The organism is Amycolatopsis sp. lyj-84 (assembly GCF_046549075.1).
Taxonomy (GTDB): Bacteria; Actinomycetota; Actinomycetes; order Mycobacteriales; family Pseudonocardiaceae; genus Amycolatopsis.
The window spans coordinates 90,034-106,855 of record NZ_JAJPWO010000001.1 but is presented as its reverse complement, the minus strand read 5'-3'; the positions used below and the strand labels follow the sequence as shown (position 1 = coordinate 106,855).

Annotated in this window: 16 protein-coding genes; 5 read left to right on the top strand and 11 right to left on the bottom strand. The window is 69.0% G+C overall.

Going from position 1 to position 16,822, the window contains the following annotated elements; translation table 11 throughout:
* The first annotated feature begins 23 nt into the window (after window positions 1-23).
* The 4 genes from ACLJRM_RS00525 (at window position 24) to ACLJRM_RS00510 (ending at window position 5,195) form a co-directional block, all read left to right on the top strand.
* Entirely contained in the window at window positions 24-1,520 is a 1,497-nt protein-coding gene (locus tag ACLJRM_RS00525; RefSeq protein WP_410661891.1) for a methyltransferase, read from the top strand.
* Entirely contained in the window at window positions 1,520-1,945 is a 426-nt protein-coding gene (gene dtd, locus ACLJRM_RS00520) for a D-aminoacyl-tRNA deacylase (protein WP_410602085.1), read from the top strand. Before ACLJRM_RS00525 ends, dtd begins: the two co-directional genes overlap by 1 nt.
* Before the next feature lie 245 nt (window positions 1,946-2,190).
* Window positions 2,191-3,228 (top strand): sigma-70 family RNA polymerase sigma factor, encoded by a 1,038-nt coding sequence (locus ACLJRM_RS00515; protein ID WP_101606575.1) that lies wholly within the window; start codon window positions 2,191-2,193, stop codon window positions 3,226-3,228.
* A gap of 308 nt (window positions 3,229-3,536) precedes the next feature.
* Window positions 3,537-5,195: a fumarate hydratase gene (locus ACLJRM_RS00510; RefSeq protein WP_410602087.1), complete on the top strand. Its 1,659-nt coding sequence runs from the start codon at window positions 3,537-3,539 to the stop codon at window positions 5,193-5,195.
* Between the two features lie 76 nt (window positions 5,196-5,271).
* Here ACLJRM_RS00510 and ACLJRM_RS00505 read toward each other — a convergent pair whose 3' ends face one another.
* The 9 genes from ACLJRM_RS00505 to ACLJRM_RS00465 all read right to left on the bottom strand — a co-directional run bounded on the left by ACLJRM_RS00505 (window position 5,272) and on the right by ACLJRM_RS00465 (window position 12,794).
* A complete protein-coding gene (locus ACLJRM_RS00505) occupies window positions 5,272-5,670 on the bottom strand; it encodes a hypothetical protein (protein ID WP_410661890.1) in 399 nt (132 codons plus the stop codon).
* 163 nt (window positions 5,671-5,833) lie between these two features.
* A complete protein-coding gene (locus tag ACLJRM_RS00500) occupies window positions 5,834-6,310 on the bottom strand; it encodes a hypothetical protein (RefSeq protein ID WP_410661889.1) in 477 nt (158 codons plus the stop codon).
* Window positions 6,311-6,388: 78 nt separating this feature from the next.
* Window positions 6,389-7,186 (bottom strand): ABC transporter permease, encoded by a 798-nt coding sequence (locus ACLJRM_RS00495; RefSeq protein WP_101606571.1) that lies wholly within the window; start codon window positions 7,184-7,186, stop codon window positions 6,389-6,391.
* The gene (locus ACLJRM_RS00490; protein WP_101606570.1) at window positions 7,164-7,964 is read right to left on the bottom strand and encodes a 2-aminoethylphosphonate ABC transporter permease subunit; all 801 of its coding nucleotides are present in this window, start codon (window positions 7,962-7,964) and stop codon (window positions 7,164-7,166) included. Before ACLJRM_RS00490 ends, ACLJRM_RS00495 begins: the two co-directional genes overlap by 23 nt.
* A complete protein-coding gene (locus ACLJRM_RS00485) occupies window positions 7,961-9,022 on the bottom strand; it encodes an ABC transporter ATP-binding protein (protein ID WP_410661888.1) in 1,062 nt (353 codons plus the stop codon). The genes ACLJRM_RS00490 and ACLJRM_RS00485 overlap by 4 nt, the downstream gene beginning before the upstream one ends.
* The gene (locus ACLJRM_RS00480; RefSeq protein ID WP_101606568.1) at window positions 9,019-10,038 is read right to left on the bottom strand and encodes a 2-aminoethylphosphonate ABC transporter substrate-binding protein; all 1,020 of its coding nucleotides are present in this window, start codon (window positions 10,036-10,038) and stop codon (window positions 9,019-9,021) included. The genes ACLJRM_RS00485 and ACLJRM_RS00480 overlap by 4 nt, the downstream gene beginning before the upstream one ends.
* Before the next feature lie 16 nt (window positions 10,039-10,054).
* Window positions 10,055-10,729 carry a phosphonatase-like hydrolase gene (locus ACLJRM_RS00475; protein ID WP_410661887.1) on the bottom strand — a complete coding sequence of 225 codons (675 nt, stop codon included), beginning with the start codon at window positions 10,727-10,729 and terminating at the stop codon, window positions 10,055-10,057.
* Window positions 10,723-11,835 carry a TIGR03364 family FAD-dependent oxidoreductase gene (locus tag ACLJRM_RS00470; RefSeq protein ID WP_410661886.1) on the bottom strand — a complete coding sequence of 371 codons (1,113 nt, stop codon included), beginning with the start codon at window positions 11,833-11,835 and terminating at the stop codon, window positions 10,723-10,725. The genes ACLJRM_RS00475 and ACLJRM_RS00470 overlap by 7 nt, the downstream gene beginning before the upstream one ends.
* Before the next feature lie 182 nt (window positions 11,836-12,017).
* Window positions 12,018-12,794: a GntR family transcriptional regulator gene (locus ACLJRM_RS00465; RefSeq protein WP_101606565.1), complete on the bottom strand. Its 777-nt coding sequence runs from the start codon at window positions 12,792-12,794 to the stop codon at window positions 12,018-12,020.
* A 379-nt stretch (window positions 12,795-13,173) separates the two neighbouring features.
* On the opposite strand from ACLJRM_RS00465, the gene ACLJRM_RS00460 reads away from it, so the two are divergent.
* Window positions 13,174-13,980 carry a S1 family peptidase gene (locus ACLJRM_RS00460; RefSeq protein WP_101606564.1) on the top strand — a complete coding sequence of 269 codons (807 nt, stop codon included), beginning with the start codon at window positions 13,174-13,176 and terminating at the stop codon, window positions 13,978-13,980.
* 72 nt (window positions 13,981-14,052) lie between these two features.
* On the opposite strand, the gene ACLJRM_RS00455 is transcribed toward ACLJRM_RS00460, so the two are convergent.
* Together ACLJRM_RS00455 and ACLJRM_RS00450 are read right to left on the bottom strand one after the other, a co-directional pair.
* Window positions 14,053-15,159 carry an NAD(P)H-dependent flavin oxidoreductase gene (locus tag ACLJRM_RS00455; protein ID WP_410602097.1) on the bottom strand — a complete coding sequence of 369 codons (1,107 nt, stop codon included), beginning with the start codon at window positions 15,157-15,159 and terminating at the stop codon, window positions 14,053-14,055.
* Window positions 15,160-15,167: 8 nt separating this feature from the next.
* Window positions 15,168-16,784: an acyl-CoA synthetase gene (locus tag ACLJRM_RS00450; RefSeq protein ID WP_199193128.1), complete on the bottom strand. Its 1,617-nt coding sequence runs from the start codon at window positions 16,782-16,784 to the stop codon at window positions 15,168-15,170.
* Window positions 16,785-16,822 lie beyond the last annotated feature (38 nt).

The following is a 16,822-nucleotide window of genomic DNA, read 5'->3' as shown; positions in this document are numbered from 1 at the left end:
CCATCCTGGCAGTATTACCCACCGTGAGCACACCAGCGGCCCTCCCCGACCTGTCCGACGACGTCTGCGCGAGGCTGCGGGACGCCTTCCGCCGGACGGGTTACGACGCCGACGGCGTGGTCGACGCCCTCGGTCCCGCGAGCGCCGCCCTCGGCCGCGGCGAGCCCGAACTCGCCTATCGAGCCACTCGCGACGCCGGAGAGCTCGGCACGCTGATCCGGCTGTTCCTCCTGGGCTCGACCGAGTCGGAGAAAGAGACCGAAGCCGCTTTCTCACCGCTTTCGCTGGACGACGCCGTCGCCGCGACGCTGCTCGTCCCCGAGGCCGGCGGCTACCGGGCCGGTCTCGACATCCGCCCGCACGGTGACGACGAGAGTTCGTGGTGGGTCGTTTCGGATCTCGACGCCGACATCCTCGGCCGGGCGGTGCCCGAAGACCACGTGCTCGGCGTCGGGCACGCCTCGCTCAGCCTGGTCCGCGCCACCGGCCGTCGCGAGGTCGGCAGCCTGCTCGACGTCGGCACCGGTACCGGTATCCAGGCCCTGTACGCCACCCGCCACGCGAAGAAGGTCACCGCCACCGATCTCTCGGCTCGCGCGCTGGCGCTCGCCGCGGCCACCTTCCGGCTCAACGAACTGGACGTCGAACTCGTGCGGGGCGAGTGGTTCGCCCCGGTCGCGCGGCGCCGGTTCGACCAGATCGTCTGCAATCCGCCGTTCGTGGTCGGCCCGCCGCGGGTGGACTACACCTACCGCGACTCCGGGCTGGCGGGCGACGACGCCAGCGCGCTCGTGGTGCGGCAGCTGCCCGGGTTCCTCAACGAAGGCGGCACCGGCCACCTCCTCGCGTCCTGGCTGCACGTCGAGGGCGAGGACTGGGGCGATCGGGTGACCCGCTGGCTGCCCGCCGAGACCGACGCGTGGTTCGTCCAGCGGGACATCGCGGATCCGGGCCTGTACGTCGGCACGTGGCTGCGCGACGCGGGTATCGACCCCCGCTCCCCCGAAGGCCGCGCGAAATCCGGCGCCTGGCTCGACTGGTTCGCCGAAAACGACGTCCAAGGCATCGGTTTCGGCTTCGTCACCCTTCGCCGGGCGGACGGCGCGACCCCGACGATCGTGTGCGAGGACCTCCGGCAGGCCTACGACGACCCGCTGGGCGCCGAGGCGGCGAACTGGCTGGACCGGGTGGAATGGCTGCGCGCCAACGGGGAGTCACTCCTCGACACCCGGTTCCGGGTCCCGGAGAGCGTCCTTCTGGAGAGCGTCGCCGAGCCGGGCGAGGAGGGCTGGGCCACGACCGTCCAGCGGCTGCACCGCACCGACGGTCCCGGCTGGTCGCACGAGGTCGACGAACTGGCGGCACGGCTGCTCGCCGGCTGCCGGGGCGCGCTGCCCCTCGAGGACCTGATCGTGCTCTTGGCGGCCGCTCAGGGCCTCGAACCGGAGGAACTGGCAGCCGCCGCGCTGCCCGTCGTCCGCGAACTGGTCCGGCACGGCATGCTCCTCCCCGCCGTCTGATGCGGGCGGTGGTGGCGAGGGTCACGGAAGCGAGCGTGACCGTCGGCGACGAGGTGACGGGCGCCATCGGCGAACCGGGTTTGCTGGTACTGCTGGGAATCCACGTCGACGACGAGGTGACGAAGGCGGCCACGATGGCACGCAAACTTCACGAAGCTCGCATACTTCGCGACGAAGAGTCGTGTGCCACCACCGATGCTCCCCTGCTTGTCGTAAGTCAGTTCACCCTTTACGGCGATACCCGCAAAGGCCGCCGTCCGTCGTGGACGGCGGCCGCCCGGCCGGAAAATGCCGAACCTCTCGTGACGGCCGTCGTGGACGCCCTGCGCGAACGTGGCGCACGCGTCGAGACCGGCCGGTTCGGGGCCATGATGGCGGTCCGGAGCGTGAACGACGGTCCGTTCACCCTCCTCATAGAGGTCTAGACCACATTGGTTTCTCCCCCACGGGCATTCTCAGGAAAAGCTCAGGGTTGGTCGAGCAACGTCCCAGGTCAGCCGCCCGTCTTCTCTGTAGCGGCCGGGAACGTTTTCGGACCTCCCGGCGTTGAGCAAAGTGTCCAGCCAAGCTGGGCCGACGAGGAGTAGCGGGTTTTCCACAGGGCTTGCTACGCCGAGGCGGTTCCGGCGGACACACCGCAGCACGTTCAGCCCGTGACCGGGGAGGCAGAATGTCAGTCCAGACTCTCGAACGCGAAGCGCGCGGGATTCGCGAGCGCCGTATCCCGGCGCAATCCACCGAGGAGCCGGTGATCGCGGGGGCGTTCACCGACGCAGCAGCAGATCTCGACGCCCAGAGCCCGGCCGCGGACCTCGTCCGCGTGTACCTCAACGGAATCGGCAAGACGGCACTGCTGTCCGCCGCCGACGAGGTCGAGCTGGCCAAGCGCATCGAAGCCGGAGTGTTCGCCCAGCACATGCTGGACACGGCCGAGAGCCTCACGCCGAAGCGGCGCTCGGAGATGTCCGCCCTCGTGCGTGACGGCCACGTCGCGAAGAACCACCTGCTGGAGGCCAACCTCCGCCTCGTGGTCTCGCTCGCGAAGCGCTACACCGGCCGGGGGATGCCGCTGCTCGACCTGATCCAGGAGGGGAACCTGGGTCTGATCCGCGCGGTGGAGAAGTTCGACTACTCCAAGGGGTTCAAGTTCTCGACCTACGCCACCTGGTGGATCCGCCAGGCCATCACCAGGGGGATGGCCGACCAGGGACGCACCATCCGGCTGCCGGTCCACCTGGTGGAACAGGTGAACAAGCTGGCCCGCATCAAGCGCGATCTGCACCAGCAGCTCGGGCGCGACGCCACGCACGACGAACTGGCCGCGGAATCGGGCATTCCGGCGCACAAGATCTCCGATCTGCTCGACCACTCGCGTGACCCGGTGAGCCTGGACATGCCGGTCGGCACCGAGGAGGACGCCCCGCTCGGTGACTTCATCGAGGACTCCGAGGCGACCGACGCCGAGAGCGCCGTGATCTCCGGTCTGCTCCAGGACGACCTGCGCCGCGTGCTCGCGACGCTGGACGACCGGGAGTCCCAGGTGATCCGCCTGCGCTACGGCCTCGACGACGGCCAGCCCCGCACGCTCGACCAGATCGGCAAGCACTTCGGGCTCTCCCGTGAGCGCGTTCGCCAGATCGAGCGAGAGGTCATGTCGAAGCTTCGTCAGGGCGAGCGGGCCGACCGCCTGCGCGCCTACGCTTCGTAGTCCTCATTGCGCCTATCGGCGCGGAAAAAGCAACACCCGTTCGGCAGCGTTGACTTATGACCTGCGTCACGAGACCGTCGAGCAGGTAAATAAGTCTTCGCGGTCGGGTGTTCGCGCCCGGATCGCTTTCCCCGGGAGGTCGGGTCCGTCGGGGTGGGCCCGGCCTCCCGAACTAATTTGTGGGGCGCTGCGACAAATTGCGGTGCGAAAATTGCAGTCCGCTTAGCACTCCCGGATGCGGCGCCGGTCACTCGGGGCCCGCCTTGTACCGTGGGCGGGTTCCCGATGCCGGCAAAGGAGCCCGCGCAGTGGCGCCCACCACGTTCCAGCACACCGAAGTCCTCCCGCTCGCCAAGGACACCCACACCGAGTACCGGCTGCTCAGCGCCGAAGGTGTCGAGGTCGTCGAAGCGGCAGGCCGGAAATTCCTCAAGGTCGAGCCCGAAGCGCTGACCAAGCTCGCCAAGACCGCGATCACCGACATCCAGCACCTGTTGCGCTCGTCACACCTGGCCCAGCTGCGGGCGATCGTCGACGACCCGGAGGCGAGCGGCAACGACCGGTTCGTCGCGATGGACCTGCTGCGCAACGCGGCGATCTCCGCGGGCGGCGTCCTCCCGATGTGCCAGGACACCGGCACCGCGATCGTGATCGGCAAACGCGGCGAAGGCGTGCTCACCGGCGCCGACGACGAACGCGCGTTGTCGCGGGGCATTTTCGACGCCTATCAGGAGTTGAATCTGCGCTATTCGCAGATGGCGCCGGTGAATTTCTGGGATGAGCGCAATACGGGCACCAACTTGCCCGCGCAGATCGAGCTCTATCACAAAGATGGCCAAGGCGACCCGAGCTATGAATTCCTGTTCATGGCGAAGGGCGGCGGCAGTGCCAACAAGACGTTCCTCTATCAGGAAACGAAAGCGGTCCTGAACCCGAAGCGTCTCGCGAAGTTCCTCGACGAGAAACTGCGCAGCCTCGGCACCGCGGCCTGTCCCCCGTACCACCTCGCGATCGTCGTCGGCGGCACGTCGGCGGAGTTCAACCTGAAGGTCGCGAAGCTGGCCTCGGCCCGCTACCTCGACGACCTGCCCACCGAGGGTTCCGAGCTGGGCCACGGTTTCCGCGACGTCGACCTCGAACAGCAGGTGCTGGAGATGACGCGCCAGTTCGGCATCGGCGCGCAGTTCGGCGGCAAGTACTTCTGCCACGACGTCCGGGTGATCCGCCTGCCGCGCCACGGCGCGTCCTGCCCGGTCGGCGTCGCCGTCTCGTGCTCGGCCGACCGCCAGGCCAAGGCGAAGATCACCGCCGACGGCGTCTTCCTCGAGCAGCTGGAACGCGACCCGGCGCGGTTCCTGCCGGACGTCACCGAGGACGACCTGTCCGACGAGGTGGTGACCGTCGATCTCAACCGGCCGATGGCCGAGATCCGCGCGCAACTCTCGCAGCTGCCGGTGAAGACGCGCCTGTCGCTGACCGGCCCGCTCGTCGTCGCCCGCGACATCGCGCACGCGAAGATCGCCGAGCGGCTCGACGCGGGCGAAGAGATGCCTCAGTACCTTCGCGACCACCCCGTGTACTACGCGGGCCCGGCGAAGACGCCCGAGGGATACGCGTCGGGTTCCTTCGGGCCGACCACCGCGGGCCGCATGGACTCCTACGTCGAGCAGTTCCAAGCCGCGGGCGGCTCGCTGGTGATGCTGGCGAAGGGCAACCGGTCCAAGAAGGTGACCGCGGCGTGCGAGGAGCACGGCGGTTTCTACCTGGGCTCGATCGGCGGCCCGGCCGCGCGGCTGGCGCAGGACTGCATCAAGAAGGTCGACGTCCTCGAGTACGCCGAGCTGGGGATGGAGGCGGTCTGGAAGATCGAGGTCGAGGACTTCCCCGCGTTCATCGTCATCGACGACAAGGGCAACGACTTCTTCGAGGCCACCTCGGAACCGACGCTGCAGATCAGCTTCCGCTGACCCCCCGGCGCTGTAATGAAGGGGACTTTCATTGCAAATTTTGCAATGAAAGTCCCCTTCATTACACGCTCGTGCCTTACCGCATCTGCTTCAACACGACGGTCCGCTCTCCCAGCGGCGCCGCCAGCGACACCGAGATCACCGGATGCCGGATGTCCATCGTGCACATCTGGCCGGTCTGGCCCTTCAGTTCGGTCAGGTTGACGGTGACCCGGTTCCCGTCCTGCTGCGCGGCCTCCGCCGTCGCGTGCCCGCAGCCGCCTTCCTGGCCGCGGATGTTCAGGATCGTCCCGCCGTTGCTCGTGTACACCTCACGCGGGTAGTCCGCGGGAAGCGCCGCCGCGTCGAGCTGCTTGTCCGGCAGCTTGGCGCTGCCCTCCGGGACCTCCTGGCGCGGCGCGCCCGGGATACCGGGCTGGCTGCCCGGGGCGGGTGTCGGCGAGGAGGACGGCGGGGCGGTCGGCGACGGCGGCACGGTACTCAGGGTGCCGCTACCGGGTCCGGCCGCGGGTTCCGCTGCCTGGTTCTGCGCCCCGCAAGCGGATACCGCAACGACGATCAGGCCAAGGCCGATGACATTCGTTAAGTACCTCATGCGGCTAGGACGGAACGAGGCCGCCGTGGGGTTGCACATGATCTCAACCTGCTTCCAGGACGATGGCCCGCGGCCCGATCGGCTCGGCGAGTTTCACCGGCAGGACGGCGTAGCGGATGACCTGCGGGCACATCTGCCCCGGCTTGCCGTGATCGATCTTCACCTTGATCACGACCCGCTGCGCGTTCTGCTCGGCGAGGTTCGCCGTCGCCTCGTCGCAGCCGCTCAGCTCGATGTGCACGTTCAGGCCGCCGTTCTCGGCGCTGACCTGCGCGGGCACCTTGGCCTCGACCTGCGTCGGCGGCAGCATCTTGTCCGAGGGCGGCGGGCCGACGGTCGGTCGTGAGACCGGTGGTTTCGCGACCGGCGGGCTGGCCGGGAGCGAGGTGGGCAGATCCGAGGGGGTGGTGACGGCCGGTGGGGTGCTCGTGGTCGCCGGTGCTCCCGGGCCGCCCGCGCCGCAGGCGGCCGTCGCGGCGAGCACGAGCCCCGCGCCCAGCGTCTTCGCTGCGTTCTTCATGGCCGCTGGACGGAACGAACCGGGTGAACGGTTGCATCACCGCTGTTCGTTCACCGCTGTTCGTTCACCGCTGTTCGTTCACCGCTGTGCCGCGCGGCCGCGGGCCAGTCCGAGGATCACCACCCCGGCGAGCGTGACGGCCAGCAGCAGCACCGTGCTCGCCGACGCGAGGAACACCTGCCCCCGGTCCGTGAGCGCGAAGATGCCGGCGGGCAGGGTGCGCCAGTCCGGCGGGTACAGCATCATCGTCGCGCCCAGTTCGCCCATCGACATCGCCAGCGCGAGGCTCGCCGAAGCCGAGATCGACGGCAGCAGCACCGGGAGCCGCACCCGCAGCAGCACACGGACCGGCCCCGCGCCGAGGCTCGCCGCCGCCTGCGCCAGCAACGGGTCCATCCGCGCGATCGCGGCGGAGACCGTGCTGTAGGAGAACGGCAGCAGGATCATCAGGTGCCCCAGCAGCACGATCCAGCGTGTGCCGTTGAAGGCCAGCGGCGGACGGCTGAACGCGACCAGCAACGCCAGCCCCAGCACCACCGACGGCACCGCGATCGGCAGGTGGAACAGGGTGTCGACGGCCTTCCGCACCTTCGTCGGCGCGGACTGTGCCGCGAGCGCGGCCCACGTCCCCAGCGCGACCGAGACCACCGAAGCGATGACGCCGGTCTGGATGCTCACCGAGAGACTCGCGAAGGTCTCCCCGGACAGCGCCTGCGCGAAATGCGAGCCGGTGAGCGCGCCCGGCAGCAGTCCCGTCCAGTTCCCGGCGACCGACGCCAGCACGATCATCAGCAGCGGCGCCAGCACGATCGCGGTGAACAGCACCGCGAACACCACCCACAGCAGGACTCGGCTACGCCTGGTCCACAGCAGCACGAGGGCCTCCCTTCGTCAGTCGCCGGTAGGTTCCGTACAGGGCGAGGGAGAACACGACGTTGACCACCGCGATGACACAAGCCTGCGGGAAGTCGAACGTCACGATCCCCTTGCCGTAGACCAGCATCGGCAGCGTCGTGACGTCCTTGGCGCCGAGGAACAGCACGATGCCGAACTCGTTCATCGCCAGCAGCATGGTCAGGCAGGCGCCGGAAGCCAGGGACGGCAAGGCCTCCGGGAGGATCACCCTGCCCAGCACGCGGCCGGGTTTCGCGCCGAGACTCGCCGCGACCTCCATCTGCGCCGAGGAGACCTGGCCGAACGCGGCGAGCGCCGGCCGCATCACGAACGGCGTGTAGAAGGTGATCTCCGCCAGCAGGATCCCGAACGGCGAGTACAGGAACCCGCCCGCGCCCAGGATCCCCGCGCTGCCGTAGATGAAGGTGAACGCGAGCGCGATGAGGAACGACGGGAACGCCAGCACGGTGTCCACCAGCCGCGAAAGCGTGCGCGCGCCGGGGAACGGCACGAACGCGATCACCAGCGCGAGGAACGTCCCGAGCACGACGCAACCCGCGGTGGCGCCGAGCGCGAGCGCGACGGTCTTCCAGGCGGCGTCCCGGAATTCCGCCGAGCCGAGGACGTCCAGCCACACCGACAACCCGAACTCGCCGGTCTTCGATTCCAGGGACTGGAGGACGACCAGCACCAGCGGGTAGCCGAAGAAGCCGAGCAGGACGAGCACCGGTGGCAGCAGGAGCCAACCGCGACGGGTCATCCGATACCCACCAGCGGGCAACCGTCCGGAATGGACACTCCGACCTTCTCCCCCACGCCCGGCAGCCCCTCGACGTCGGGCACCTCGGCCCGGACCTCGTCCCCGTTGTGCGCGAGTTCGAGGTCGAGCCGGAAGCCCGTGCCACGCCACTGGACACCGCGCAGCACCGCGGGCAGCGCGCCGGGGGCGTCCACCGCGGTGATCCCGATCCGGTGGGGCCGCACGCCCAGCGCGACGGGCTGCCCCGCCCGGATCGGGCCGGACGGGTCGGCCGCCAGTTCGCGATCACCGAGCCGGACGCGGGTGCCGTCGGTCTGGATCAGCTCGACCGGGATGAGGTTGGACGCGCCGAGGAAGCTCGCGGTGAATTCGGTCGAAGGACGCTGGTAGAGCTCGCGGCTCGGCCCGAGTTCGACCAGTTTCGAATCGCGCATGACGGCGATGCGGTCGGCCAGCGCCAGCGCCTCACCCTGGTCGTGGGTGACGTAGACGATCGTGGTGTCGGGCAGCTCGGCCCGCAGCCGCAGGAGTTCCGCGACCATGTCCTCGCGCAGGGCGGCGTCCAACGCGGACAGCGGCTCGTCGAGCAGCAGCACCCGCGGCCGGATGGCCAGTGCCCGCGCGAGGGCGACCCGCTGCTGCTGCCCGCCCGAGAGCTCACGCGGATAGCGCCGGGCGTACTTGCCCATCCCGACCAGTTCCAGTGCCTCAGTGACCCTGCTCGCCGTCTCGGCGCGAGGTGTTTTCCTCGCCTTGAGCCCGAAAGCGACGTTGGCCTCGACCCGCATGTGCGGGAACAGCGCGTAACTCTGGACGACCACCCCGAGGCCGCGCCGGTGCGGCGGCAGCTCGGTGACGTCCTCGCCGTCGAGCAGGACCCGGCCGGTGCTCGGCACGACGAAGCCCGCGAGCGCCTTCAGGGCCGTCGACTTGCCGGAGCCGGACGGCCCGAGCATCGCCAGCGTCTCCCCTCTCGCCACGGTGAGATCCAGTGGCGAGAGCGCGGTCGTCTGTCCGAAGCGGACGGACACCCCGCGGAACTCGACCGCCGGGGTCATCGGCCGACGGCCTTCTTGTACGCGGCGAGGTCGGTGTCGAGCTTCGCGAGGACGGTGTTCCAGTCCGGCTGCCAGATCTCGACGCCGTCGAGCGCGGCCTTCACCTTGTCCGCCCGCGGCCCGGACGGCGTGACGTCGGTCCGCGACGGGGCACCGAAGGCGTCCACGGCCTTGCCCTGCACCTCCGGCGAGAGCAGGAAGTCCAGGAACTTCTTGGCGTTCTCCGCGTGCGGGGCGTTGTTCACGAGACCGGCGTAGTACGGGAGCGCGAACGTGGACCGCTTGCCCTGCGCGTCGGCGGGGAAGAAGATCTCGAAACCGCCGCTCTTCTCGATCGAAGCGAGGTTCATCTGCACGTCGCCGTTGGCCACCAGGATCTCGGCCTTGGCCACCTTCGGCTGCAGCTTGCCGGTGGAGGACGACGGGCCGACGTTGTTGGCTTCGAGTTTCGCGAGGTACTCGAGCGCGCCCTGCTCGCCGAGGACGTGCTGCAGCTGCAGCAGTACGGCGGTGCCGTCACCCGCCTCGCCGGGGGTCGAGTACTGGAGCTTGCCCTTGAGCGCGGGCGCGAGCAGGTCGTCCCAGGTCTTGGGCGAGGCCTGCGGGTTGCGGATGAAGCTGAGGTAGTTGTTCATGATGGCGAAGTAGCGGCCCTGGCCGTCCTTCTGCCCGGCGGGGACCTGGTCGATCCCGGACGGCGCCGTGGTGGCGAGCAGGCCCTGCGACGCGGCCCGCTGGATGAACGGCGGGAGGGTGACCAGGATGTCGGCCTGGGTGTTGGCCTTCTCCTTCTCCACCCGGGAGGCGACCTCGCCCGATCCGGCGGTCACCGCCTGGACGGTGATGCCGGTCTTGGCCTTGAACTCCTCGATGCGCTGCGCGTACCAGTCTTCGAGACCGTCCACTGTGTACAGCGTGACGGTCTGGTCGCCGGACGCGCCTCCGGCGGTGCCACCACAGGCGGCCAGGGTGATCGTGAGCAGCCCGGCGAGGGCGGCGGCCGCGAGTTTCTTCATGTCGTCAAAGCTCCTTTTAGGACAGCAGGGTGGGGAGGTCGCGGACGGATGCGAGGACGTGGGTGGCACCGGCGGCTTCCAGCTCCGGCTTCTTCGCCGATCCGGTGAGCACGCCGGCGACGAGCAAGGCGCCGGACCGGAGCCCGGTCTGGACGTCCGACGGGGTGTCGCCGGCGACGGCGACCCGGCGGACGTCGGTGATTTCGAGCCGCAGCGCGGCCGCGAGGACGAGGTCGGGGAACGGGCGTCCACGGACGCCTTCACCCGGCGCCAGCACGGCGTCGGCGAGGCCGTGCCAGCCCAGCGCGTCCAGGATCGCGTTCTGCGTGCTCGCGGCGAAACCGGTGGTGAGCGCGACCTTCACCCCTTGGGCGCGGAGCTCCTGGATCGTGTCCTCGGCGCCGGGGATCGGCTCGCAGTGGCCGTCGGCGACGAGCTTCCCGTAGGCGTCCTGGAAGGCGGTGTTCGCGCGCCGGGCGAGTTCCTCGTCCCCGTCGAGCAGGGCACGGAAGACGACGATCTTGGACTGCCCCATGGTTTCGACGACGTAGTCGAGCATCCCGGGGTACCGGCTGTCCTTTTCGGACACTCCCGCGGCGGCGATCGCCTCGGTGAAGGCGCGGATCACCAGGCCGTCGTCGGCGACGGTGGTCCCGGCCATGTCCAGGACGACGAGTTCGGTGTTCACCACGACAGCTCCTCGGCGGTGTCTTCGGCGATGGCGGGCGAGCAGGTCATGCCCCGGCCGCCGGGTCCGGTGACGAGCCACGCGTTGTCCGCGACGCGGGCGCGGTGGACGATCCGGGAGGTGTCGGTGGTCTGGGCGTAGACCCCGGCCCAGCGCCGGGCGATCCGCGGGAGCGGCCGTCCGAGCAGCGCCCCGGCGACCTCGGCCAGGTGGTCGTACGGGTCTTCGGTGGTGTCGAAGGAGAACGGCTCGTCGTACTCGTGCGTGTCGCCGATGGTCAGCGAGCCGTCGAGGCGCTGGACCATGAGCAACTGCATGGCGTTGGCAGCGGCGATCTCACCCTGCGGCTGCCCGCCGTTGAGGCTGTCGAGCGCGGCGCCGCGGTACGCCGGGTAGTACCGGAAGCTGTCCGCGTCGGCGACCGTGGTGGTGAGGGTTTCACCGAGTGGCTCGGTCTGGGCCATCTGCAGCCGCACCCGGCGGACCGGGGTCTGCCCGGCGAGCTCCTTGACCAGGCCACCGGTCCAGGCGCCGGTGCACAGCACGACGACGTCGCCTTCGTGGGTCTCGCCCGTGTCGTCGACGACACCACGGGTGGTCAGGTCGCGGATCTCGCGGCCGGGCACCCAGGTGTAGCGGCCGGATTTCGCCAGTTCGGCGCGCAAGGCAGGCTGGGCGACGCGCGGTTCGACGGCGGCGTCGCGATCGCACCAGAGCGCGCCGAGGAGGTCGCCGCGCAGGGCCGGGTTCAGTTCGCGGGTTTGCGCGGCGTCGAGCAGCTTGAAGCCGCGGTCCTCCGTGCTCGCCGCCGCGGCCTGGGCGACGGCGAGTTCCGCCTCCGTGCGGACGACGGTGAGGGAGCCGTTCGGCCGGAAGCCGATCCCCGGGACGCGGTCACCGATGCGCTCCCACAGCACTCGCGCCCGGGCGGCGGTCTCCAGTTCGGGGCCGGTGGCGCGGCCGCCGACCCAGACCAGCCCGAAGTTGCGGACGGACGCGCCCCGGGCCTCGGGCTCGCGTTCGATCTGGACGACGTCGTGACCGCGTTCGACGGCCTGCCAGGCGTGCTGAGTGCCGAGCACTCCGCCGCCGATGATGAGGATTCGCACCCCGCAGACGCTCGCTTGCCCGCACCAACGCTCCGTGACCGCAGTCCTAACCCCAGGTGAAGTACCCTCGAAATGTGGACTAGACCTGTTATCTTCGCGTTACATTTTACCGTCTGTAGTCCTCTGCTTGCGGTCGTTGAAAGTGCAAGCACCGCATCCGGAGGACTAAATGCGCGAAGGGGTCACTCCACGCGGCCCAAGCGGGTCTCGAACGAAAGGCGGTCACCCCGGAAAAGCGACCGGACGCGCTCGAAGGGGACGCCGTCGGTCCCCCAGGAGGTCCGGTGCATCAGCAGCATCGGCAGTGCCGGATTCGTCCCGATCAGCAGCGCCTCCCGAGGGGTGGCGAGCACGGTCTCGACCCGCTCCTCGGCGCCGTCGAACACCACGCCGAGCCTTTCCCGCAAACACGCGTAGAGCGACTGTGTGGGATCGAACACATCCATCAGGGTCGGGAATCGCGCGGCGGTGAGATAGGTCGATTCCAGCCCGACCCGCTCGTCGTCGGCGAGCAGCACCCGTTCGATGTGGATGACGTCGTCGTCGGGATCGATTTCCAGTTCCGAAGCGAGCGACGGACCGGCCTCCCGGCGTTCCAGTGAGATCAGGTTCCGGCCCGGCTGAATGCCCTGCCTCCTGAGTCCTTCGGTGTAACTCACCAAAGCGAGCGGCTGGACGAGCTTGGGGCCCGCGACATAGGTGCCGCTCCCCTGCCGCCTGCTGAGACGGCCTTCGAGCACGAGCTCACCGACGGCCTGGCGGACCGTCGCGCGGGAAACCTCGAAACGTTCGGATAGTTCCCTTTCGGTGGGAAGTGCCGCTCCTTGCCCCAATTCGGAGATCACGTCGAGCAGATCGACTTTGACCGCGTAATAGCGGGGAATGCGGCCGTGTTCGGGAATACCGTCCCGCACCGGGCCGTCGGCAGATGGATGGGCTTTCGGTGAACGTGTTCTCACTGTCCAGATCCTAGGCCGAATTCACCTGACCTGTACTGACCCGAACGAAGTGTTCATGCCACGCTCACACTCGTGGACGAAACGGGCACCTCGTTCGGCGGAGCGCCCGCCACGCGGACCGGACCCGGATCGAGGTGACCGTCCGTGCCCACGTTCAGCCTTCCGGCGGTTCCGGCGCTCGCCGGCTCCGGAGTAGGGGCACTAGGCACTCCGGCCTAGGCCATTCGTCGGCAGTACGCGACGAACGTCCGTTAATCACCATCATCGGCCCAAAGATCCGAAGAAAGTCGGTTGTCCCGGCATCGGGCGACCTGCTGTAGTCAGTTGGCCGCAGTCAGTCTCCCTGCCTCCACTGTGGACAGCCGGAAGGAATGAACCCTTGGACATCAAGCGTCGGTTCAGCCTGCTCAAAAAGACCCTGATCGCCGTCGCGGCGGCCGGAACCCTGGCGGGTCTCGCCACGGCTCCGCAAGCCGCGGCCGCTCAGCCGCCGTCCACCGACGTGGTCGGTGGCACCCGAGCCGCTCAGGGCGAATTCCCCTGGATGGTACGGCTTTCCATGGGCTGCGGCGGTGCGCTCTACACCTCGCAGATCGTGCTGACCGCCGCGCACTGTGTGTCGCGGACCGGGGCCAACACGAGCATCACCGCCACCCTCGGCGTGGTGGACCTGCAGAGCGGCTCGGCCAAGAAGGTCAAGTCGACCTACGTGCACCGGTCACCGACCTACCCCACCTCCACCGGTGGTGACTGGGCCCTGATCAAGCTCGCGAGCCCGGTCACCGGGATCGCGACGCTGCCGATCGCCACCACGACGGCCTACAACAGCGGTACGTTCACCGTCGCGGGCTGGGGTGCCGCGTCCGAGGGCGGGGCGCAGCAGCGTTACCTGCTCAAGGCCACCGTCCCGTTCGTCTCGGACGCGACCTGCAAGGCGCAGGGCGGCAGCTACGCCGACCTGATCGACAGCGCCGAGATCTGCGCGGGCAACGTCAACTCCGGCGGCGTCGACACCTGCCAGGGTGACTCGGGCGGCCCGATGTTCCGTCGTGACAGCGCCAACGCCTGGATCCAGGTCGGCATCGTCAGCTGGGGCGAGGGCTGCGCGCGGCCGCGCGCTCCCGGCGTCTACGCCGAGGTGAGCACCTTCGCGACCGCGATCAAGAACGCGGCCGCCGGGTTGTAGCTTCGACGCACGGCATGCACTGAAGGTCCCCTTCACCACAACGACGTGGTGGAGGGGACCTTCTCTTTCGCTTCAGCGGGTCTTGTCCAAACGCGACAGTGCTTCCTCGTATCCCGAGACCAGTTCCGAGATCACGTCGGCGACCGGGCGCACCCGGTCCATCCGCCCGACGATCTGGCCGACCGGCATCGAGACCACACTCGGATCCGCCGCGTGGTGGATCCGGTTGTGCGCGTGGGAGACCAGCAGGTTCTGCAAGGGCATCGGCAGCGGTTCGGGCGCGTCGGGCGAGGCCCACGCCTCGGTCCACCGCGTTTTGAGCAGCCGAGCCGGTTTGCCGGTGTAGATCCGCGTCCGGACGGTGTCGGACGAGCCCGCCGCGACCAGCGCGCGCTGCATCGCCTCGGACTCCCCCATCGTCTGGAGGTACTCCTCGGTGGCGAGCCAGAAGGAGCCCATCCACACCCCGGACGCGCCCAGCGCGAGCGCCGCCGCGACCTGCCTGCCCGAGCCGATCCCGCCGGCGGCGAGCACCGGCACGCGGTCACCGACGGCGTCGGCCACTTCGGGCAGCAGCACCATCGACGCGATCTCGCCAGTGTGCCCGCCCGCCTCATAACCTTGCGCCACAACGATGTCGACGCCGTTCTCGACGTGCCGGACGGCGTGCTCGGCCTTGCCCGCCAACGCCGCGACCGGCACACCCTTCGCGTGACACTGCTCGATGACGTCCACCGGCGGCGAGCCCAAGGCGTTGGCGATCAACCGGATGGGGTGTTTCAGCGCGACCTCGACATGCGACCGGGCGACCGAATGCAGCCAGCCCAGCACTCCCGCGCGTTCGTCGGTGTCGTCCGGCAGCGGCGGCACCGCGAGATCGCGCAGCGTCCGCTCCACGAAGTCGCGATGCCCCTGCGGGATGTGCTTCGCGAGATCGATCGACGTCCCTTCGGCCGGGATCTTGGCGGGCATCACGATGTCGACGCCGTACGGTTTGCCGCCGGTGTTCTCGTCCATCCAGGACAGGACGGCGTCGAGTTCGGCGGCGTCGTTGAACCGCACGCAGCCCAGCACGCCCAGCCCGCCCGCCCGGCTGATCGCCGCGGCGACGTGTTCGGACGGGGTGAACCCGACGATCGGCAGGTCGATCCCGAGCCGGTCGCACAGAGAGGTGCGCATGAAACTCCTTACGCCGGTTGGATGGTGACGGGCTCGTGTTCGGTCGCGTAGCGCTGAGCCCAGGGATAGTCCGGTTTCCCGCTGGGCGACCGCCCGATCTCCTCCGCGAGCCACAGGCTGCGCGGCACCTTGTACCCGGCGATCTCGCCCCGCACGTGTGCTTCGAGCGCGGCGAAGTCCAGCTCCTTGCCGGTCCGCGGCTGGATCACCGCGGCCACCCGCTGGCCGAGCCGGTCGTCGGGGATGCCGATGACGAGCGCGTCGAAGACGTCCGGATGCGATTTGAGCGCACCCTCGACTTCTTCCGGATACACCTTCTCGCCGCCGGTGTTCACGCACTGTGAGCCCCTGCCGAGCAGGGTCACCGTGAGGTCTTCCTCGTAGCGCGCGTAGTCACCCGGGACGACGTACCGCTTGCCGTCGATCTCGACGAAGATCTTCTCGGTCTTCGCGGGATCCTTGTAGTACCCGAGGGGAACGTGCCCGCGCCGGGCGATCAGCCCGATCGCCCCCGGTTCCGGATCGACGAGCGCGCCGTCGTCGTCCACCAGGATGGCGTCCTTGCCGAAGTTGACGCGGGGGCCGGCGGAATGGTCGCTGTCCTTGCTGACCATGCCGATGCCGGTGAACCCGCTTTCGGAGGAGCCGATCGCGTCGGTGATCACCACGTGCGGGAGCATGGCCAGGAATTCCTGCTTCACCGACTGGGAGAACAGGGCGGCGTGACTCGACACCGCGACGATCGACGACGCGTCGTAGTCGCCCTCGCGGTAGGCGTCGATCAGCGGCCGCGCCATCGCGTCGCCGACGATCGTGAGCACCTGGACCTTGTTGTCCTGCACGGCTTTCCAGACTTCGTGCGCGTCGAACCGCGGGACGAACACGACCGGGCTGCCGGTGAACAGCGCGCCGAACGCGGCCCACTGCGCGGCGCCGTGGATCAGCGGCGCCGCCGGGAGCCGGACCAGGCTGCCCGACTTGCCCTGTTCCGCGAGCGTCCATTCGTCGGGGACGTACTCGCCGGTGACGAAGTTGATGCCGCCGCCGAGTGCGCGCCAGATGTCCTCGTGGCGCCACAGGACGCCCTTCGGGTACCCGGTGGTCCCGCCGGTGTAGAGGATGTAGATGTCGTCGGCGCTGCGCTCGGCGAAGTCGCGCTCGGGTGAGCCTTCGGCGAGCGCGGCTTCGTAGTCCACACCACCGTAGGACGAGCAGTCGCCGTCACTTCCGTCGTCGACAACGACAACGTGTTTCAGTTTGGGGGTTTCCGGCAGGACGGCGGCGACCTTGTCCGAGTACTGCCGCTCGTGGACCAGCGCCACGAGGTCGGCGTTGTCGAACAGGTACCGCAGTTCGCCGTGGACGTAGCGGTAGTTGACGTTGACCGCGATCGCGCGCAGCTTGTACGCGGCGATCATCGATTCCAGGGCTTCGATCGAGTTCCGGGAATAGACACCGATGTGGGATCCAGGTCCCACGCCGTGTGCCGCGAGGTGATGCGCCAGCCGGTTGGCGCGCTCTTCCAGTTCGGCGAAGGTGACCCGCCGATCGCCGCAGACGACCGCGATGCGCTCCGGCACGGCGTCGACGGCGTGCTCGAGTAGATCCGCGATGTTGAGTGCCACTCGCTCAAAGTAGAACATGTTATCGTTCTGGGCAATGG